At 68.8% G+C, this 20272-nt stretch carries 18 protein-coding genes; 6 read left to right on the top strand and 12 right to left on the bottom strand.

Translation table 11 applies throughout. The features are described from left to right. The first annotated feature begins 88 nt into the window (after window positions 1–88). From FZ938_RS21885 to FZ938_RS21900, 4 genes are all read left to right on the top strand, one after another. Entirely contained in the window at window positions 89–2170 is a 2082-nt protein-coding gene (locus FZ938_RS21885; protein WP_246457971.1) for a lytic transglycosylase domain-containing protein, read from the top strand. Between the two features lie 54 nt (window positions 2171–2224). Then, a complete protein-coding gene (gene moaB, locus FZ938_RS21890) occupies window positions 2225–2761 on the top strand; it encodes a molybdenum cofactor biosynthesis protein B (RefSeq protein WP_149200563.1) in 537 nt (178 codons plus the stop codon). Further along, a complete protein-coding gene (locus FZ938_RS21895) occupies window positions 2758–3783 on the top strand; it encodes an aminoglycoside phosphotransferase family protein (protein WP_246457969.1) in 1026 nt (341 codons plus the stop codon). The genes moaB and FZ938_RS21895 overlap by 4 nt, the downstream gene beginning before the upstream one ends. 83 nt (window positions 3784–3866) lie before the next feature. Then, window positions 3867–5585 carry a tetratricopeptide repeat protein gene (locus tag FZ938_RS21900; RefSeq protein WP_149200564.1) on the top strand — a complete coding sequence of 573 codons (1719 nt, stop codon included), beginning with the start codon at window positions 3867–3869 and terminating at the stop codon, window positions 5583–5585. 73 nt (window positions 5586–5658) lie between these two features. Here the strand turns inward: FZ938_RS21900 and FZ938_RS21905 are convergent, their stop codons facing one another. Further along, on the bottom strand, window positions 5659–6063 hold the full coding sequence (locus FZ938_RS21905) for a bacteriohemerythrin (RefSeq protein WP_149200565.1): 405 nt from the start codon (window positions 6061–6063) through the stop codon (window positions 5659–5661). Window positions 6064–6270: 207 nt separating this feature from the next. On the opposite strand from FZ938_RS21905, the gene FZ938_RS21910 reads away from it, so the two are divergent. Then, the gene (locus tag FZ938_RS21910) at window positions 6271–7032 is read left to right on the top strand and encodes a Fic family protein (protein ID WP_149200566.1); all 762 of its coding nucleotides are present in this window, start codon (window positions 6271–6273) and stop codon (window positions 7030–7032) included. Here FZ938_RS21910 and FZ938_RS21915 read toward each other — a convergent pair. The 10 genes from FZ938_RS21915 to FZ938_RS21960 all read right to left on the bottom strand — a co-directional run bounded on the left by FZ938_RS21915 (window position 7029) and on the right by FZ938_RS21960 (window position 19063). Then, entirely contained in the window at window positions 7029–8684 is a 1656-nt protein-coding gene (locus FZ938_RS21915) for a CocE/NonD family hydrolase (RefSeq protein ID WP_149200567.1), read from the bottom strand. The genes FZ938_RS21910 and FZ938_RS21915 overlap by 4 nt on opposite strands. Window positions 8685–8935: 251 nt before the next feature. Then, window positions 8936–10657 carry an adenine deaminase gene (ade, locus tag FZ938_RS21920; protein ID WP_149200568.1) on the bottom strand — a complete coding sequence of 574 codons (1722 nt, stop codon included), beginning with the start codon at window positions 10655–10657 and terminating at the stop codon, window positions 8936–8938. 66 nt (window positions 10658–10723) lie between these two features. Further along, on the bottom strand, window positions 10724–11914 hold the full coding sequence (locus tag FZ938_RS21925; protein WP_174757438.1) for a GNAT family N-acetyltransferase: 1191 nt from the start codon (window positions 11912–11914) through the stop codon (window positions 10724–10726). A gap of 18 nt (window positions 11915–11932) precedes the next feature. Then, the gene (locus tag FZ938_RS21930; RefSeq protein WP_246457967.1) at window positions 11933–13270 is read right to left on the bottom strand and encodes a PAS domain-containing sensor histidine kinase; all 1338 of its coding nucleotides are present in this window, start codon (window positions 13268–13270) and stop codon (window positions 11933–11935) included. Continuing rightward, entirely contained in the window at window positions 13267–14403 is a 1137-nt protein-coding gene (gene spbR, locus FZ938_RS21935; protein ID WP_109074625.1) for a SpbR family protein, read from the bottom strand. The genes FZ938_RS21930 and spbR overlap by 4 nt, the downstream gene beginning before the upstream one ends. Before the next feature lie 185 nt (window positions 14404–14588). Beyond that, window positions 14589–15353, bottom strand: coding sequence for a DUF6969 family protein (locus FZ938_RS21940; protein ID WP_149200570.1), 765 nt, complete (start codon window positions 15351–15353; stop codon window positions 14589–14591). Window positions 15354–15480: 127 nt separating this feature from the next. Then, the gene (locus FZ938_RS21945) at window positions 15481–16083 is read right to left on the bottom strand and encodes an ABC-type transport auxiliary lipoprotein family protein (protein WP_246457995.1); all 603 of its coding nucleotides are present in this window, start codon (window positions 16081–16083) and stop codon (window positions 15481–15483) included. A 50-nt stretch (window positions 16084–16133) separates the two neighbouring features. Then, the gene (locus FZ938_RS21950) at window positions 16134–17093 is read right to left on the bottom strand and encodes an MlaD family protein (protein ID WP_149200571.1); all 960 of its coding nucleotides are present in this window, start codon (window positions 17091–17093) and stop codon (window positions 16134–16136) included. A gap of 9 nt (window positions 17094–17102) precedes the next feature. After that, the gene (locus FZ938_RS21955) at window positions 17103–17900 is read right to left on the bottom strand and encodes an ABC transporter ATP-binding protein (protein ID WP_149200572.1); all 798 of its coding nucleotides are present in this window, start codon (window positions 17898–17900) and stop codon (window positions 17103–17105) included. Then, the gene (locus FZ938_RS21960) at window positions 17900–19063 is read right to left on the bottom strand and encodes an ABC transporter permease (RefSeq protein ID WP_246457965.1); all 1164 of its coding nucleotides are present in this window, start codon (window positions 19061–19063) and stop codon (window positions 17900–17902) included. Before FZ938_RS21960 ends, FZ938_RS21955 begins: the two co-directional genes overlap by 1 nt. A gap of 217 nt (window positions 19064–19280) precedes the next feature. Here FZ938_RS21960 and FZ938_RS21965 point away from each other — a divergent pair, with 217 nt between their 5' ends. After that, complete coding sequence (locus FZ938_RS21965) at window positions 19281–19796, top strand: adenine phosphoribosyltransferase (RefSeq protein ID WP_149200573.1); 516 nt, start codon at window positions 19281–19283, stop codon at window positions 19794–19796. 2 nt (window positions 19797–19798) lie between these two features. Here FZ938_RS21965 and FZ938_RS21970 read toward each other — a convergent pair whose 3' ends face one another. After that, a complete protein-coding gene (locus FZ938_RS21970) occupies window positions 19799–20245 on the bottom strand; it encodes a DoxX family protein (protein WP_149200574.1) in 447 nt (148 codons plus the stop codon). Window positions 20246–20272 lie beyond the last annotated feature (27 nt).

Below are 20272 nucleotides of genomic sequence, written 5' to 3' on the forward strand. Positions count from 1 at the left end.
ATTTTGCAGTGCAGCATACCGGGTCGCGAGCGCGGCCCCGCTGCGGCGGAACCTTCTGGGGGTGCTGGGTCTCACGGTGGCTTTCACCATGGGATCCGACGGCGCGGTCGGGTTCCGGCCCGCTTGCGCCGCCCTCATCATCCACGCGCCGGACGGTCACGCCGTCGTCCCGCCCGGCGGGGATTCCGTGCCTGACCCCGACAGCCCCGTTTTCGGCGAATCGCTTGGCGATCCGGCCGCGGGGCTCCCCGAAATCGCAGCCCCCTCGTCCGCCGACGGCAGCCCGCTGGCCGCCCCCACCGCGAATGAGGCGCCCGACCCGGCCGGCGTGCCGCTTCTGCTCGCGACCGACGACGATGCCCGCGCCGTCCAGCTGGACGAGGAGGATGCCGCCCGCTACCGCCGCATCTTCGCGGCGCAGGATCGGGCGGACTGGGATGCCGCCGATGCCGAGATGGCGAAGCTGAAAGACCGCCGTCTGGTCGGTTACGTCCTGCGCCAGCGCTATCTCCACCCCGACCGCAAGGCCAGCTACGAGGAACTCGCCCGCTGGATGCAGGATTACGGCGACCTCGCCGGGGCGGAGCGGGTCCACAGCCTGGCCCAGAAGCGCCAGCCCGCCGGCCAGCGTGCGCCCAAGCCGCCGCGGGGCGAGGAGCGCGTGCGCCTCGTCGGATCGCTGGAACGGCTGGGCGGCCTGCGCACCGTCGCCAGCAACGAGGACGACGAGGACGACAGCGTCACCGTCGCGCCGCGCAGCCGCACCGTGTCGCGCGCCCACAGCGACCGCGCGGCGGTGGCCCGGGTGGAGGAACTGCTGCGATCCGGCCGCACCGCCGCCGCCCTGAGCCTGCTGGGCCAGGACGAGTTCGGCGGCAAGCTCGACACCGTGCAGTATGACGCCGCCCGCGCCCGCATCGCCGCATCCCTCTTCTATTCCGGCGAGACGGCGCAGGCGCTGACTCTCGCCTCGGCCAGCGCCGCGCGGTCGGGCGACATGCTGCCGGAAGCGCACTGGATCGCCGGGCTCGCCGCCTGGCGGCTGAAGCAGACCGACCGGGCCGCACGCCATTTCGAAGGCATGGCCGCCGCCGGCCCGCGCTCCCCCTGGAAGGCCGCGGCTGCCGATTACTGGGCCGCCCGGGCTCTGGCCCGCAAGCCCGGCAAGGAGAAGGAGGCGGCCGAGCATCTGGCCGCAGCCGCCCGCTATCCGCACACCTTCTATGGCCTGATCGCGCTGCGCACCCTGGACGGGCTGGGAAAGGTGCACTGGCAGGCGCCGGAACTGACCGGACGCCAGTTGGCGGCGGTGGCGGCCAAGCCGGCAGGTTCCCGCGCCATCGCCCTGCTCCAGGCCGGTCAGCGCGAGCTGGCGGGAATGGAGCTGCAACGCATCGATCCGCAGGGCGACCAGCTGGTCGAACAGGCGATGGTGGCGCTGACCGACCGCGCCGGCGTCGCCTCGCTGTCCCTGCGGCTGGGCAATGCGGTAGCCGGGCCGGACGGCGCGCCCTATGCCGCCGCGCTCTACCCGCTACCGCACTGGAAACCGCGCGACGGCTTCGCGCTGGACCGTGCGCTGGTCTTCGCGGTGATGCGCCAGGAATCGCGCTTCGATCCGCGTCTGGTCAGCTCCGCCGGGGCGACCGGGCTGATGCAGATCCTGCCCAGCACCGCGCAGCATGTGCGCGAACGCAACGCCGACATCGGCAGCGACGACGCCAGCCGCGACGCGCTGTTCGACCCGTCCCGCAACATGGAGCTGGGCCAGCGCTATCTGTCGGAACTGCTGGGCATGCCGGAAATCGACGGCAACCTGTTCCTGGCTGCTGCCGCCTACAATGCCGGGCCGGGCAATCTGGCGCGCTGGCGGCGCGACCTGAGCGACATCACCGATCCGCTGCTGTTCATCGAAAGCCTTTCCTTCGGCGAGACACGCGACTATGTGGAGAAGGTGATGGCGAACTTCTGGATCTACCGGCTGCGGCTGGGCCAGGAGACCGCGTCGCTCACCGCCGTCGCCGATGGAAAGTGGCCGACCTACACCGCGGTGGAGGCCCGCCCGACCGAAGTCGCTACCCGCCCGGATTCGCTGTCCGCCGTCAAGCCGGCGACCCCCGTCGCGGTGGAAACGGTGGCGGAGCGGGGAGAGGCCAGCCCGATACCCTGACCGCCGGCGCCCCCTTGTCGGGCTCCGGCCCGACATGAGGACACGTCTGCCGCCATGCCGAAGATCGACGAGAGCCGCCCCTTCCTTCCCGTGAACATCGCCGTGGTAACGGTGTCCGACACCCGCGTCGCCGCCGACGACCGCTCAGGCGACGCGCTGGCGGAGCGAATCGCCGGGGCCGGCCACAAGGTCGCCGCCCGCACCATCGTCAAGGACGACATCGCGGCGATCCGCGCCCAGGTCCAGGCCTATATCGCCGATCCGCAGATCGATGTGGTGCTAACCACCGGCGGCACCGGCGTCACCGGCCGCGACGTGACGCCGGAGGCGGTCGAGGCACTCTATGAGAAGGCGATCCCCGGCTTCGGCGAGCTGTTCCGCTATCTCAGCTATGCCAAGGTCGGTACCTCCACCATCCAGAGCCGGGCAACCGGCGGCGTCGCCAACGGCACCTACATCTTCGCCCTGCCCGGCTCGCCCAGCGCCTGCCGCGATGCCTGGGACGACATCCTGGTCTGGCAGCTCGACAACCGCCACCGCCCCTGCAACCTGGTGGAGCTGATGCCCCGCCTGCGCGAGCATATGGCGTGAGCGGACCGGCTGGCTTCTCTATTGCGGCCCTGCAGGCCGCGCTGACCCGGCTCCCGCGCCTTGCCGACCTGTCCGCCGACGCACTGGAGCCGATGCCGCTGAAGGGCGTCGCCCACGACCATGTGCGGCTGCGCGGCCGGCGGCTGGTCGCCCGCATCCCGCGCTGGAGCCAGCTCGGCCTAGACGCCTGGACGGCGCTGGAGCGGCAGGCCGCCGCCTTCCAGCGGGCGGAGCCGTCGGGCCACACCCCGCGCTTCGCCGGCCTGCTGCCGCCCGGCGAGGGGCTGCCGCTCGGCGCTTTGGTGGTGGGTGAGGTGGAGGGGCGTACCCCCGTCCTGCCCGGCGACATGCCGGCCATTGCCCGCGCGCTGGCGGCATTGCACCGCATGGCGCTGCCGGATTTCTTTGAGCCGCTTCCCGCCCCGCCCGACCCGGTCGCCGCCTTGCTGGCGCAGGTCGAACGGCAGGCGGAATGGTTCGACCGCGCCGACCTGACGCCCATTGCGCGCAGCCTGATCGCGGAGGAGCTTGCCGCCGCCCGTGCCGGCGACCTCGCCCCGCCGCGAGAGACCCCGATGCCGCTGACCGCGGTGGGGGTGGACGTGCATCCCGGCAATTTCCTGATCGACGCCCACGGCAAGGCGTGGTTCACCGATCTGGAAAAGCTGCAATACGGCCACCCGGCCAGCGATCTCGCCCATGCCAGCCTCTACACCTCGACCAAGTGGGATCCGGAGGTGAACGCGGAACTGGCCCCGGCAGACGTCGATGCCTTTATTGAGGCCTGGGCCATCGCGGTTCCGGGCGACCTCGCCGACGAGGTGCGGCCCTGGCTGAGGCCGCTGCGCCGGCTGACATGGTTGCGCACGCTCTCCTGGATGGCCCGCTGGTCGGTCGAGGGCGCCACCCTGTCTCCCGGCATGCCGGAGGCGTTGCGCGCCCATATGGACGCCCACGCCACCGACATCCTGCGCCCGGAGCGGATCGAGCAGGTGCGGCGGGAGTGGCGTTGGCCGATGTGAAAACGGGACGCGCACGAAAGTCTCTTGCCCGCGCCCTGCCGAAAATGATGGGATACCGACTCGGAAAACGAGGTGACGAGAGCATGACGAGTTTCCGACGCCGGTTGCTGCCGATCTCCCTGGCCATCCTGATGGCCGGGACTGCCTTGGCGCCCGCCCTTGCCGCCGGGCCGGGGGCAGGCCCGACTGCGGATGACGGCACCGGTTCCGCCACCGGCAGCTATCTGGCCGGCCGCTACGCCCAGCACCAGGACGACTGGACCGCGGCGGCGCGCTTCACCGCGCAGGCTCTGGCCGCCGATCCCGACGACCCGGCCTTGCTGCGCCGCACCTTCCTGTTGCGGCTGGGCGAGGGGCGGATCGACACGGCCGTCGGCTATGCCAGCCGGCTGCTCGATGAAAAGGGCGAGCCACAGATGGCGCTGACCCTGCTGGCCGCCGACGCGCTGGCCAAGGGCAAGCTGGATGAGGCCGACGGCTATACCGCCCGCCTGCCGACCGACGGGCTCGGCCGTTTCCTGGCGCCGCTGACCCGCGCTTGGCTGGCAACCGCCCGCGGCAAGACGGATGAGGCGCTGACGGCGCTGCAACCGCTGTCCGGAGTCCAGGGCTTCGAAGCGCTCTACAACCTGCATGCCGGTCTGATCCTCGACCTCGCCGGCCGCAACGAAGAAGCGGCGGCCCGCTACGCCAAGGTGACGGAGACCGATGCGCCGCTGCGCGTCGTGCAGATCGTCGGCAGCTTCATGAGCCGTACCGGCCGCAAGGACGAAGCGCGCAAGCTCTACGAGGCCTTCCAGGGCAGCAACCCCGACGGGCTGCTGGTGGAGCCGGCGCTGGCCGCCATGGCGAATGCCCCGTCCGACACCCGCCCGGTTCCCGATGCCCGCTCCGGCCTTGCCGAAGCGCTGTTCGACCTGGGCAGCGCGCTGCATCATGAGAATGCCGACGAGCCGGCGCTGCTGTTCGGCCGCATCGCGCTGCACCTGCGCGACGATCTGGCGCTGGCCCATTTGCTGATCGGCGACATCACCGCGTCGCGCGACCATCACGAGGAGGCGCTGGCCGCCTACAAGAGGCTGGAGAAGGACCCGCTGTTGGGCTGGACCGCCCGCATGCGCGAGGCCGACAGCCTCGCCCGCATGGATCGCAACGACGAGGCCATCGCGGTCCTCAAGGACCTCGCCGCCGAACGGCCGGAACGCACCGACGCGATCACCCGCCTGGGCGACATCTATCGCTACGCCAAGCGCTATGCCGAGGCCATCCCCGCCTACACCACCGCGCTGGAGCGGATCGGCACCCCGCAGGAGCGGCATTGGCCGCTGCTGTATGCCCGCGCCATGTGCTACGAGAAGACCAGGCAATGGCCGCAGGCCGAAGCCGACCTGCAGGCGGCGCTGAAGCTGCGGCCAGACGAACCGTCGCTGCTCAACTTCCTCGGCTACAGCTGGATCGACCGCGGCGAGCATCTGTACAAGGCCAGGGCGATGGTGGAGCGGGCGGTGGAACTGCGCCCGCGCGACGGCTACATCGTCGACAGCCTGGGCTGGGCGCTCTACACGCTGGGCGACTACGAAGCCGCCGTCGCCAAGCTGGAGCGCGCGGTGGAGTTGAAGCCGGTCGATCCGACCATCAACGACCATCTCGGCGACGCCTACTGGCGGGCCGGCCGCCGCGTTGAGGCCCGCTTCCAGTGGATGCGCGCGCTGCGCAGCGCCGACGACGACACCGACAAGGCCGCGATACAGGCCAAGCTGGACAAGGGCCTGCCTGAACAGAAGGCCGCAGCGAAGCAGTGAGGGCCGGCCAATGAGTGCAAGCCCTCTCCCGCCCCGGTAACCCTCTCCCCGGGGGAGAGGGGACTCTTACGCTCTACGCCTTCTCCCCTACATAGGGCTTGTACAGGCTGTCGGTCTGCTGGATGTGCTCCACGAACCAGTCCTTCAACAGCAGGATCAGGTCCATGCGCAGCATCGTGGGGTTGTCGCCGTCGAAGTCGCGGGCCAGCTTTTCCACCTCGTCGGCGAAATAGCGGTGGGCGGCGAGGTGGCCGTCCAGTTCGGGATAGCCGCAGCGCTCCATCATCGCCTCTTCCCGCGCGAAATGGACGGCAACATAGTCGCGTAGGCTGGCGAGCAGACTCGACAATTCCTCCCGGTTGGCGGGGGTGATGCCGCTTTCCAGCAGACCGTTGAACAGGTCGAGAAGGCGCCGGTGCTCGTCGTCGAGCACGGGCACGCCGACGCTCATGGATTTGTCCCAAACGACGTAGCTCATCGCAGCGATCTCCCCCCTCGCGACCCGCGATCGCAGGCGCATCCCGCGGACTGAGGCGGTTGCGGCCGGCCATGGCTGGGTTGTGGACATCTTGACAGGGATCCTAAAACCGGCAACCGTGCCCGTCCAAGCGGCAAATCCCCGCAGGGGGCGCGGCAAGACGCGCATCGTGCCAAGCCCTCCCCTGCTAAAGCGACAGAGTGACCGATGGCCCTGCTCGACGAGATCGCGGAGAAGAAACGGGCGCTGGACGCCGCGCGTCCCCTGCCGCAGGAGGTCGTGCACGGCATCGCCGACCGGTTCGAGCTGGATCTGACCGTCGCCGCCGCGGCGCTGGAGGAGATTCCGCTCAAGCGCGCGGACGTCAAAGCGATCCTGGAGCGCGGCAGCATCCTGCGCCACCGCGGGGTGGAGGAACAGCGCTTCGTCCTGAACCACCGCGCGGCGCTGGAGCTGATGGCCCGGCTTTCCTTCGATCCCTCGGGCGCCGTCACCGAACGCACGGTTACCGCCTTTCACAGCGTGCTCTATCGCGGAATCGAGGACGAGGCCGGAAAATACCGCGACGGTCCGCCGAAGGACGACCCGGCCGAAACGGCTCCTGACCCGGCCAAGCTGCGGGTGTCGATGTCGGCGCTGTCGACCTGGATGCGCAAGTCCGACGCCGGTCCCGACACGGCTTTCGAGGCGCATCACCGGCTGAGCGCCATCCGTCCCTTCCATGCCGGCAACCGGGCGACGGCGCTGCTGCTGTGCAATCTGATCCTGAACCGCGCCGGCTATCCGCCGGTGGTGGTCCAGGCCGACGACCGCGGCCTGTATCTGGACCTCGTCGAGCGGGCCTGGTCGGTCGGCGACAAGACGCCCTTCCGCGACCTGATGATGCGATTCCTGTCCCAGAGCCTGGATTTCTGCCTGGAAGCGGCAGGGAAAGGCGAAGACGAGGCGGACGGGGGCGAGGCTCCCTAAACGGTTGATCCGGCCGGCAACCGCAGACGCGACGGCCGGTCGGGACCGCTGTGGATCAGCAGGGTGATCGGCAGCGCATCGACCCGGCGGGTCTCGCCCGGCTCCGCCCCGGTGCCGGGATTGACCGGATAGGCCGGGAAACAGGACCCGGCAAGGCTGAGGCGCAACGCCGATCCCGGCGCGAGCGTGGCGCAGGCCGCCCGCATGCCGATGGTCAGCGGCCGGGTCGGATCTCCCGGCTCCACCCGCGCATGGCCATGGGTCAGCGGCAGCACCTGCCCGTCGGGCCGCAGCACCGACAGCACGGCGCTGACATCGAAGGATGGCGCGTCGGCCTCCACCCACACATCCAGCGCCACCCGGCCGGCCAGCATCAGCGATTCGTCCAACGGCAGGCTGGTGTAGGTCGCGACGTCCGGGCGGCGGTCGACGGCGGCGCGGTCGGGACGTCCGGCGGCATCCGGCACCGCATGGCCGCCCACCGTCGGCACCGGCATGCGCGGGTCGTGCACCACCACGTCGAGCGCCTCCAGATCGGGCATCTCCAACTCCAGCCGCCCGCCCTGACGGTTGGCAAGGCCGTCGCTGGCCAGATGCAGGACCGCTTCGGCCGCCGGCAAGGTGGACAGATCGTGCCAGCGTCCGGTCTCCACATCGTGCAGGCGGACCGGACCGCCGCGATCCCCTCCCTCGCCCTTCAGCACCCGGTCGAACCACGCGAGTTGCAGCGTGTCGAGCGTCGGCGCCTGTCCAGGCGCGGCGGCGGGTCCCTCGGCGCCCCAAGGACCGACGACCAGCCGCACCGGTGCCCTCTGGCTTGCGCCGAAGCGCTCATGGGCGTCCAGCATGCCGGCGAGCCGCGGGTCGTACCAGCCGCCGATCTGCAGGACCGACACGTCGGTCGGCATGGCGTCCTGCATCGCCTTGGGCGACAGCGCGGCCCAGGATGGGCCGGGCACCGGGTTGGTCAGCCAATCGTCGTAATGGGTGTAGCGGGCGTAGTCGCGCAGGGCCTGCGGCCGTGACGGGATCTCGTCGTCGATGGGCAGGCTGCGCGCCGCGTCCGTCAGCAACCGGTGCCCGGTTCCGTCCTCGACCCGCCGCGCGGCGTCGGCCGCGGTGCGCAGGGCCCAGCCCATGGCGTCGGCCAACCGGAAGGCCCCGCCCTCATAGGCCCAGTCGGAAAAGACGTCCCACCCGGCGAAGGCCGGCGTCACCGCGCGCAGGGCCGCCGGCGCCTCGGCCATCGCCAGCCATTGCGCCATTCCGGCATAGCCGCAGCCGTACATCGCCACAGATCCCGACGATCCCGGCAGGGAGGCCGCCCAGGCGACGGCATCGGCGCCATCCTCCCGTTCCGCCTCGAAGGGACGGAAGCGGCCGTCGGAGGTGCCGCAGCCGCGCATGTCCTGCACCACCACCACATAACCGCGCGCCGCGTACCAGCGCGGATGGGCGTAGTGGCTGGTCAGGGCGGTGCGCCGGCCGCAGGGGACGCGCAGGAGTAGCACCGGCCATGTGCCGGCGGCGTCGGGCCGATAGAGATCGGCATCCAACCGCACGCCGTCCCGCGTCCGCATCGACACGGTTTCCGGCGGCCGGACCGGCAGCAGGCTGTGGGAGTGGTGGATCACCGGGGCCAGATGGGTCATGGCTGATCGGGCTCGCTCGATGACGAACAACAGATAATGTGTCGTCGTGGCAAAGCCCATGCCAGAGGAAGGAAGGCGATCGGCCTAAATTTTAAGGTCGCAAATCCAGGCATGGAAAGCCCGCTCCCCTTACGGGAAATGGGCTTTTCCAGGTTTCGCGGCCGTTTCGTGGTCGGTGCCGATCAATGCGAGGATAAATTCCAACCGCCCATTCCCCAGGCCGATGCCCCTTTCACGGGCATACCGCCCAATCAGGCGGCAATCAGCTCGAAACGGTCGACATCGACCATGCCACGGTCGGTGATCTTCAGGTGCGGGATGACCGGCAGCGGCAGGAAGGCCAACTGCAGGAAGGGCTCGGCCAGCGGACAGCCCATGGCGCGGACGGCGGCGCGCAGGGACCGGAGTTTCACCTCCACGGCCTCGAACGACTCCAGGCTCATCAGCCCGGCCAGCGGCAGCGCCAGTTCCCCGACCACCTGCCCGTTGCGCACGGCAACGAAGCCGCCCTGCAGCTCGATCAACCGGTTCACCGCGATGCGCATATCGGCATCGCCGGCACCCACCACGCAGATGTTGTGGCTGTCATGGCCGACCGACGAGGCCAGCGCCCCCTCCGCGAAGCCGAAGCCCTGGACGAAGCCGCGGCCGATGTTGCGGTTGCTGCCGTGGCGGGCGAAGACACAGATCTTCAGCAGGTCGCGTGACGGATCGGCCACCATCCGGCCGCCGACCACCGGCACCTCGATCCGCCGGTGTTCGGTCAGGATCTTGCCCGGTTCCAGCCCGATCACTGACTGGACGGAGCCGCCGACCGGCACGGCGAAATCCTCCTCGGCCACCGGCTCCAGCTTCACCGAATCCAGCCCCACCGGCGTTACCGCCGGCCGGCCGTCGAAGCTGTGCGGCCCGACGATCTTGCCGTTGCGGATGACGCGGTTGACCGCGCAGTCCTCCAGATCGTCCAGAAGGACCAGATCGGCGCGATGCCCCGGCGCCACCAACCCGCGGTCGTACAGACGGAAGCCGCGGGCGGCCGACCATGTGGCGGCACGATAGACATGGGCGACCGGCGCGCCGAGGCGGATGGCGCTGCGGATCAGGTGATCCATGTGCCCCTCCTCCGCGATGTCCAGCGGATTGCGGTCGTCGGTGCAGAAGCCGAGGAACGGTGAGGTCTCCGGCCCGATGACTTCGGCAAGGGCATGGACGTCCTTCGACACCGACCCGTCACGGATCAGCACCTGCATGCCCTTGCGCAGCTTCTCCATCGCCTCATCGGCACTGGTCGTCTCGTGGCAGTTGCGGATGCCGCAGGACAGATAGGCGTTCAGTTCCTTCCCCGTCACCAGCGGGGCGTGGCCGTCGATGTGGCGCCCGTCGAAGGCGGCCAGCTTGTCCAGTACCCCGTCCACCTTGTGGAAGACGCCGGGAAAGTTCATGAATTCCGCCAGCCCCAGCACGCGCGGATGGTCCATGTGGCGGATCAGGTCCGGCGCCTCCAGCCGGGCACCCGAGGTCTCCAGTTCCGTCGCCGGCACGCAGGAGGACAGCTGAACGAACAGGTCGAGCACCGTGCCCCCGGCACAGTCGAGGAAATAGCTGAGGCCCCTCTCGCCCAACACATTGCAGATCTCATGCGGGTCACAGATGGCGGTGGTGGTGCCGCGGGGCAGGACGCAGCGGTCGAACTCCTGCGGGGTGACACAGGTGGATTCGCAGTGGACATGGGTGTCGATGAAGCCGGGAACCACGGTCAGGCCGCGCCCGTCGATCTCCTCCACCCCGTCATAGGACTCGTAGGTGCCGACGATGACCTCGCCGCAGACGGCGATGTCACCCTCCGCGATCTCGCCGGTGACGACGTTGAGGAAGCGCGTGTTCTTGATGACCAGATCGGCCTTCGCCTCCCCCAGCGCCTGCCCGATGCGCGTCTTCAGATCGTCCCGCCCCACTGCCCGGCTGACCGACATGTCCCACTCCGCCTGTCGTCTATTCAAAGAGGCAAAGTGGCCCGCCGCCCGGCCCTGCGCAAGCGGCTATCCGCCGGCCTGCTGGCGGAATGGGGAGCGGGCCTGTTCCTGCGCATAAGCGGCGAGAACCTTGGCGTTGTCCAGTTCCAGCCCTTCCGCCACCGCACGGCGCATATTGGTGTACAGGAACCAGTGGCAGGCATGGGAGAGTTTCGGCAGGAACCCTCGCGCCAGCTTGTGCGGGCCGCCGCGCCCGCTGTCCACACGGCTCAACCCCCGGGCAATCGCCCGTTCGACAGTGCGGTAATAGCAGATCTCGAAATGGACCAGCTGCGCGCCCTCCCTCGCCCCCCAGCTGCGCACATAGAGGCAATCGTCACCTTCCATGGTCAGCAAGGCGCCGATCGCGACTCCGCCGGATTCGGCGAACGTCAGCGTCACGGCATCACCGAAAGCGGCGCAGAGTCGCAGGACGAAATCCATCGTCAGCGCCTGACGCCTCCCCCGGCGGCTATGGAGGTCGGCCAGCAAATCCAGGAACACCGCGACATCGGCCTCCCCGACCCGGCCGCCCGGCACATCGCGAATCCGCACCCCGCTTTCGATGATCTTGCGGCGTTCCCACAGCATCACGCTGCGCCGACGGCTCGACAGGGCCGCGGTGAATTCGGTGAAGTCGCCATAGCCCGCGTTCCGCCACTCGTAATCGACGGTATGGCGGGTCAGCCATCCCGCCTTCTCGAAACGGGCACGGTCTTCCTCGTCCGGAAAGCTCACATGGATGGAAGAAAGACCATGATTGTGGGCCAATGAACGCATAGCCCCTGTTAGTGCATCTGCCACGCCGGACGGCGCTCCCTCCCGTAGCAAAATCCGCGCGCCGGTCACCGGCGTGTAGGGGACCTCCATGACCAGCTTCGGAAAATAGCGTCCACCCGACGCCTGAAAGCCGTCGATCCATGCCTGATCGGGCCAGAACTCGTCCGTAGACCGGTCGCGCAGATAGAGGGGCGCCGCTCCAACCGTAAGGCCCAATTCATCCCTTACGATCATATGGGCGGGACGCCAGCCATTGTCCGGCCCGGCCAGACCGCTGTCTTCGACCGCGCTCAGATAAGCATGCCGCAGGAACGGCCCCTTGCCGGCGGCACAGGCATCCCATTCCAGCGGGTCGATCCCGGAAATCCCAAATACCATCGCGACCGAAAACGGCTCACCCTGCCGGTCGCCGTCCTGTGCAACCGGTCCCTGCCTCATGACCATGTCATTCCCTGATTATTCCCCGTCGTAGGGCGGCGCCACCGGAAGCCGTACGCTGACCGTCGTGCCTTCCCCCTCGCGGCTGCGGATGTCCAGCGTGCCGTTCAGCAGATCGACGAAGGACCGCACCAGCGGCAGGCCCAGCCCAGTGCCGCCTGAGCGGCGGGACAGTTGGCTGTCGACCTGACCGAAAGGTTGCAGGGCGATGGCGATGCCGTCCGCATTCATGCCGATCCCACTGTCAGCCACCTCGATCAGGATTCGGTCGCGTTCCGGGCGGACCCGCAGGGCGACGCTGCCGCCGGTGGGGGTGAACTTCACCGCGTTGGTCAACAGGTTCAGCAGGATTTGCTTCACCCGCACCGGGTCGCCCAACAGGCGGGGGGTTTCGGGGGCGATGTCCTGGGTCAGGGTCAGCCCGCCTTCCTCCGCCCGTTCGGCGATCAGCAGAAGCGAGCTTTCCACGGCGTCGCGCACGTCCATCGGCTGCGGATGCATTTCCAACTTGCCGGCCTCGATCTTGGCAACATCCAGGATATCGCTGATGACCGCCAGCAGGTGCTGGCTCGACTTGCCGATCACCTTGGCGTAGTCGAGGTATTTGGGATGGCCGAGCGGCCCGACGATCTCGCTCTCCATCATCGAGGAAAAGCCGATGATGGCGTTCAGCGGCGTGCGCAGCTCGTGACTCATGTTGGCGAGGAACTCGCTCTTGGCGCGGTTGGCGAGTTCGGCCTGTTCCTTTGCCTGGATCAGCGCCTGTTCGGCGCGGCGACGTTCCTGGATCTCCTGCATCAAAGCGCGGGTACGCTCGGCCACCCGCATCTCCAGCTCGTCGCGGGCCTGACGCAGAGCCAGTTCCGCCCGCTTGCGGCGTGTGATGTCCTGGCCGACGCAGAGGATGCCCGCCGGCGCGCCGTCGGCCTCCGGCAGCCGGTTCAGGTTCCACAGAAGCACACGCTCGCTCATGCAGTCCTGCTCGCGCAGGGCCTGCTCGAAGTTGCGGACCTCCATTCCCTCGGCGGCGACCTTGAGCTGGGCGGCGAAGGCGCCGGTCGGCTGCTCCCCCATCATCTCGGTCCAGGGGCGGCCGATGGCGGTGCCGGGCTCCAGCCCGAAGGCGCGTTCGGCATCACGGTTGGCCTCCAGCACACGGCCATCGTCTCCCAGCACCAGGATGATGCTGGCCGCCGTGCGCAGCAGGGAGCGGAAGCGCGCCTCCCCTGCCCGCGCCTCGCTCTGGCGCAATGCGGCTTCCAACTCGGCGATGCGCCGTTCCAGCCGGCGGATGGTGTCGGCCGGGCCGCCTCCCGGCGACGGGGCCGGGTCGGCGAAGAAGATCGGATCGGTCACGCCGCGGCGTTTTCCGGCTGCATCATGTCGCCCAGCTTCGCCAGCAGGAACTCCAGATCCTCCGGCGCCAGATCCTCGTACTGGGTCAGGATGCGCTCGATGACGCGGCGGCGGTGGCGCTCGCGGTCGCCGGGTTCGCCGTCATAGGGGGTCTCCTTCAGCACGTCGATCGCGATGCGGCAGGCCGGCAGCAGGGCCGGCGGCAGCTTTGCCTTGTCATACAGCGACTTCAGCCCCAGCCGTCCGGCATCATGGATCAGCAGCCGGGCGTTGGTCAGCGGCACGTTCGCCATGCGCGACATCGCCATCTCGAAGAAGGCGATGTCGCCGGTGCACAGCGAGCGGACCAGCAGCGACGGCGTCAGGCGGCCGGTACGGGCAAGCTGGGTGACCAGCCGGTCCAGCGCCCCTTCGTCGCTCTCCCCGGTGAACAGGGCGACGGTCGCCCGTTCACGGCTTTGCAGGATCAGCTCCGACGCGACCTTCGACGGCAGTTCGTGGTGCGAGACCAGATGCTGGCGCAGCCGTTCCGACACGACGGCGACCAGACGCTCGGCGATGGTGATCGGCAGCTTCGAACGGTGGACCAGCGGATCCTGCACCGCCTCGCTGGCGCCGAAGCGGTCGATGACGCGGCCCAGGCTCTGCTCGCCAAGCTCCGCCCCCTCGTTGGCGACCAGTGCCGCGACCGCGTGTTCGGAACCGCTTTCGATCAGCGCGTCGGCGACCACGGCCGGCACGGTCGGGCGTTGGGCGATGGCGGTGCTCTTTGCCTCCGCTCCCGTCCGCACGATCTCGACCAGATCGGCCGGTGTCAGCACGGTGGAGACGCTCAGCACCGGGATCGCCACCGCCTCCACATCGCGGGCCAGGGTCAGGGCGACGTCACGCGGCAGGGATGGGCTGGATTTCAGATTCTCGGCCAGGGTCTGACGGACGCGCAGGACCGTGTCCGTGACCATCACGCGGATGATGTCCTCCGCCAGCATGCGCTCCGACTGCGACAGCTCCGGGCTGTCGAACTGCTGAGCCAGCTTGGCGGCCAGATCGGTCCGGCTGTTCGGCGACGGGTCGGCCAGAAGCCGCGCCACGTCCTGCTGGGTCAGATGACCCGACTTGAAACCGTCACTCATGGGTCCCGGACCCTTCCTGCCCTGGTCCGTCTCCATATGGGTCGCGGACCGCAAAACCCGCGCGGATGTGGGCGGAGACTTGTCCACAAGGGTTAAGGATCTTCCGAAACGGTTGAACCTTCCTTAACGCCCCGCGGTCATAAGCCCATGGCCTTTGGCCATAAGTCCATGGGAGGAGGAGCCGCTCACGGCATTCCGACGAAGCTGGGCGGCTCCGGCAGGATGGACCGGCGTCGCCGTGCCCCGCGCAGATGCAGCGTCACCTCGGCGATCTGCTGCTCCACCGAGATATGGCGCTGCGAGGCGACCTCCAGCCCGCGGTCCTCGTAGACGTAGGCGTCGGGATGGCTCTCCGCCCAGCGCTGGATGGCGGCATCGCGGTCGCGCAGCAATTCGACGATGGTCGGGCGGAACAGCCGCGTCATCGCGGTGATCCAGCGGTTGGCCGGCCAGGACGGCCGGGCATGATCGACCTCGAAGGAATCGAGCATGGCGATCACGTCGTCGGCCTTGTACCAGGTCTCCCCGGTCACCCAGCGGTTGGTGGTGAACAGCCGCACCGGCTGGCCGGCCACGTCCATGGCGATGCCGATCAGGTGGGACAGAGCGTCGTTGTCGTTGTCCGGCGTCACGAAATCGGCCAACGGCGCCGGCCGCAGCCCCGGCGGCATGCCGTGCGGGCGCAGGAAGGTGTGGAAATGCCCATGCTCGCCATTGGGCCGTTCGCCTTCCGGATGGCAGTGATAGTAATACTGGGCATGGAACTCGGCGTCGTAAACATCGCCGGGCGGATAGTGCTTCCACTCGTACAGCGTGCCGTGACCGCGCAGAAGCTCACCCACCACCGTGTCGCCGGTCTTGGCCAGGACGCGCTGGCACAGGCGAACCTCGCGTCCCGCCTCGGCCATCGCCTCCAACTCTTCGCGGGACACTTCCGACAAATCCGTCATCGCCCGATCCTGCGCTGCGCGAACACCCCTATTACGTACGCGGCTATGCGGGCATGGCAAGGTCTTTTCGATTGCCGCACCTGCGGTTGCAGCACCGCTTGCGCTCAGGCGGTCCACGGCCGCCCGATCAACTGCCGGAAGGGTGGAAACGCTGCGACAGCGACCAGGTCACCAATTCCCCGGTGACCCTGCCCAGCGCCTCGTCGAATGCGGCGATCACGTCGGTGAAGGAGCGTCCGCGCACCGGTGCCGACGCCTCGAAAGTCTCGCCGGCCTCGATGGTCCGGCGCGGCATGGCGACCAGCTTGGCCGACAGACGCACATGCACCCGGTCGGGCATGGCGGCACCCGGCGTGGCGTATTCGGCCTGGAAATCGCGCAATTCCGACTTCAGCACATAGTCGGAACGCAAGCCCACCGTGTCGCGCCCGACCGAGACGATGCGACCGCTGTCTTCGAAGGTCTGGACGATCAGCCCCTGCACCATGTTCGGCGCCCGGTCGGCCCAGGACACGTCGGCGAAATAATCGAGCGAGGTCGGCGTGCGGGCCAGGGCGATGCGCGGCGTATCGATCCCCGCCGCAGCCGACGGCGTCTCCACCAGCAATTGCCAGTCGGCCTTGGGGCCGGGGGCGACGGTGGCCCGCGGGGTCAGGGTATAGAGATGCGGCGCCGTCGGGTTCAGCGTCGAACAGGCGGCCAGCCCCAGCAGCAGGGCCGCGCCCAGCATCCTGCGCACGACAGTCCCTGCCGATCCGCCTCGCTCCATCCTCGCAAGCCTCATTTCCCACGCACCTCCACGCCCTGCCGCGTCCCGCCGAAAAGGAAGTTCGACGGGTCGTTCTCGATCCGCGTGACCACCCGGGACAGCTGGCCCGAGAGATCGCGCAGCTGGGTGATCAGCAGCGTCAGTTCATACAGTCCCGTGGCGGTAAAGTCGCGCACCGGCTCGCGATTTTCGGCGACGAGGCCGTTCAGCGTGTCGGAGGTGCGTTTCAGCGACCGCAGCAGCTCGCGCGCCTCGCCACCCAGCTGCTTGGCGGTGCCGTCCACCGTCGCCAGCGTATCGTGCGTCTGGGCCAGCGTGCGGTCAAGCTGTGGCCCGACCGCCTCGAACCCGTTCAGCGTCCGCCGCGCCTGGGTCATGGTTTCCTCCAGACCGGCGCTGGCGCGGGCAAGCTCGGCGCTGATGGTGCGGGCATTGGCCAGGATGTCGCCGATCGCCTTCTGGTTCTCACCGTTCAGCATCTCGCCAAGCTTGGTGATGACCTCCAGCGAGCGGTTGACCAGCTGCGGTGCGCTGTCCACCACCGCGGTCAGCGAACTGGGCCGAGACGGAATGGTCAGCACCCCGTCGGCATCGGTGGCGGTCAGCCGCTTGCCCCCCATCGCCCCGCCGGAAATTTGGACATAGGCGCCGCCGGTGATCCCCTGCACCTCCAGCGAGGCGATGGAATCGGACATGATCGGCGTGCCGTTCTGCACCTCGATCGTCACCCGCACCCGCGTCACGTTGTCGGGGTCGAGCCGGATGTCCGACACGGTGCCCACCGGCACGCCGCGGTAGCGCACCGGGCTTCCCTGCTGCAACCCGGTGACGGAGCCGGTGAAATAGATGCGGTAGGTCTCGCGCGTCTCGTCCAGCTGGACCTTGGCGATCCAGGCGGTGAAGACCAGCAGGCCGGCGACCAGCGCCAGCACGAAGCTGCCGACCAGGATATAGCTGGCGCGGGTTTCCATGACGTGCCCCTACCCTTTCGCAAGCTGGCGAGCGTCATTGCGCTCTTTCGCGTCGAGGGCCGCGCGGCCGCGCGGTCCGTGGAAATAATCGTGGATCCACGGGTGTGGATCGGCCAGATGCTGGGCCAGGGTCCCCACCCGGATCTTCTTGTCGACCAGCACGGCGATGCGGTCGCAGATCGAGGTCAGGCTGTCCAGATCGTGGGTGACCATGAAGACGGTCAGCCCCAGGCTGCGTTGCAAGCTCTGGATCAGCGTGTCGAAGGCGGCGGCGCCGATGGGATCGAGACCGGCGGTCGGTTCGTCCAGGAACAGGATGTCAGGGTCGAGCGCCAGCGCGCGGGCCAGACCGGCGCGCTTGATCATGCCGCCCGACAGCTGGGCCGGATGCTTGGTGCCGGCATCGGGCGGCAAGCCGGCCATGGCGATCTTCACCCGGGCCACCTCCGCGATCAGCGCCGGGGGCAGGTCGGTGTGCTCCTTCAGCGGCAGCATCACATTCTCCGCCACCGTCATGGAGCTGAACAGGGCGCCGTTCTGGAACAGCACGCCGGTGCGGGCCTGCAGAGCCGTGCGCTCCGCCCGGTCCAGTTCGGCGGTGTCGTGGCCCAGCAGCTCGATCCGCCCGGCGGCGGGCTCGATCAGCCCGAGGATCTCCTTCAGCAGCACCGACTTGCCGGTGCCAGAGCCGCCGACGACGCCCAGCACCTCCCCCCGCTCGACGTCGAGGTCGAGGCCGTCATGGACGGTCTGCGGGCCGAAGCGGGTGACCAGTCCACGCACGCGGATGACGGGAGCGCCGGCCATCACACCCCCAGCATGGAGAAGAGGACGGAAAAGACCGCGTCGATGACGATCACCAGGAAGATGCCCTCCACCACCGCCTTGGTGGTCATGATGCCGACGCTCTCGGCGCTGCCGGAGACCTTCAGCCCCTCGTAACAACCGACCATGGCGATCACCAGGGCGAAGACCGGGGCCTTGATCAGGCCGGCGATCACCGTGTTGATGCCGACCGCGCTGTGAAGCTGGCGGATGAACTGCCCGAAGGTGATGTCCAGCGTGGCATAGGCCATCACCGCCCCGCCGAACAGCCCCATCACGTCGGCGTAGAAGGCCAGCAGCGGCAGGGTGATCATCAGCGCCAGCGCCCGCGGCACCACCAGCAGTTCCACCGGATCGAGACCCATGGTGCCGATGGCGTCGACCTCCTGGTTCACCTTCATGGTGCCGATCTGCGCGGTGAAGGCGGAGCCGGAGCGGCCGGCGACGATGATCGCCGTCATCAGGATGCCGATCTCGCGCAGGACGGAGATGCCCAGCAGGTTGACGACATACAGCTCCGCCCCGAAGCGTTTCAGCTGGTCCGCCCCCTGGAAAGCCAGCACAACGCCGATCAGGAAGGACAGCAGCCCCAGGATCGGCAGGGCGTTCAGCCCGGTCTGCTCGATGTGGAACAGGACGGAGGTCAGGCGCAGGCGCGACGGGCGCAGGATCAGCCGGGCGAAGGTGACGGTGACGAGACCGAGGAAACCGACGAGATCGAGGATTTCCTTAGCGGCGCTCACCGTCGTCTCGCCGGTGCGGACGATCATGTCGAGGATCGGGTGATGCTCGCGCTCGATCGGATGCGGCGGCGCCTTGCCTGCGTCGCGCACGGCATCGAACAGGGCGGCATGCTCCGGCCGCAGACCGACGATCGCCACCGCATGTCCGTTGGCCCCCAGCCGCTCGGCCATCCGGTTCAGCAGATAGGCGCCGACGGTGTCGAGCGCCTCCACCCGCGCCATGTCGAGACGCACCGCGGCACCCTCCTGGGGTTTCGGAGCGCGGTCGAGCGCATCGGACGCTGCGGTGGCAGCATCCAGGGTCCAGCGCCCGGCGGCGCCGATCCGCCACCCGCCGTCCTCCGGTCCGGCATCGATCCGGATCTCGTCCGCCGCCCCATCCGTCGCCAAAGTCCCAGCCACAGGCTCCGCCGCACGCCTCCGCACATCCACCGGTACGTGGCCGGTGCGCCTGGAACGTGGCTGAGCATCGCCGGATGGTCAACCCCATGCGGTAAAATGGCGGCACCGCCAAAGCGTCCATTCCCGTCTTTGCGCCGGGGTGGGCAACCGCTAGAGTGCCCGGCGGCAGACCGGGCCGTTTATGCCGGCACATGATTTATTGCGGAAACGACCTCCGATGAACCTGAAAGACCATATCCGCGGCATTCCGGATTTTCCCAAGCCCGGCATCCTGTTCTACGATGTCTCGCCGCTGCTGGCGAACGGCGCCGCCTGGAAGGCCGCCATCGACGAGCTGGCCGAGGCGGTGCACCCGCACAAGCCGGATCTGCTGGTCGGAATCGAATCGCGCGGTTTCCTGGTCGCCGCCCCGCTGGCGCTGGCGCTGGGCATCGGCTTCATCATGGTGCGCAAGCACGGCAAGCTGCCGGGCGACAAGATCGCCCATTCCTATGACCTGGAATACGGCACCGACACCATCGAGGTGCAGTCCGACGCCGTGAAGCCCGGCCAGCGCGTCGTGGTGCTGGACGATCTGCTGGCGACCGGCGGCACCATGGCCGCCGCCATCAATCTGCTGCGTCAGGTCGGCGCCGACGTCCGCGCCGCCGCCTTCCTTGTGGAATTGACCTTCCTGAATGGCCGCGACCGCATCGACGTACCCAGCATCTCGCTGACGGCGTATGACGAGTAAGATCAGCGCCGGGCGCGCCAGCCATCGACGCTGAACCGCCCGGCCCCCGACGCCACCAGTGACAGGAAGCCGCCGATGATGGCGAGGTTCTTCATGAACTGGATCTGCTGCATCTTCATGGCGTCGGGCGCCGCGTCCCAATAGCGGTGGGCGATCAGGGTCGCGGCGACGGTGAAGGCCGCGACCGCCAGCGCCGCCAGCCGGGTCCAGGCGCCCAGCACGATGGCAAGCCCGCCGAGCGCCTCGACCAGCGCGCCAACGGGGGCGACGATCGTGGCCATCGGCACGCCCTGGCTCTCCATCCCGGCGATGAAGCCGCCGAGCGCCATCAGCTTGCCGAAGCCGCTCTGCACGAAGATGGCGCCCAGCAGCACGCGGGCGGCCAGCAGCAGGGCATCCTGCCAGGAGGTGGCGGCGCCGGTCTCGTAGGCGGTGGCATGGTTCGTCATCGCTTGTCCCTTTCCCAATGGCTTTGG

It is taken from the genome of Azospirillum oryzae (assembly GCF_008364795.1).
GTDB classification, from domain to species: Bacteria; Pseudomonadota; Alphaproteobacteria; order Azospirillales; family Azospirillaceae; genus Azospirillum; species Azospirillum oryzae.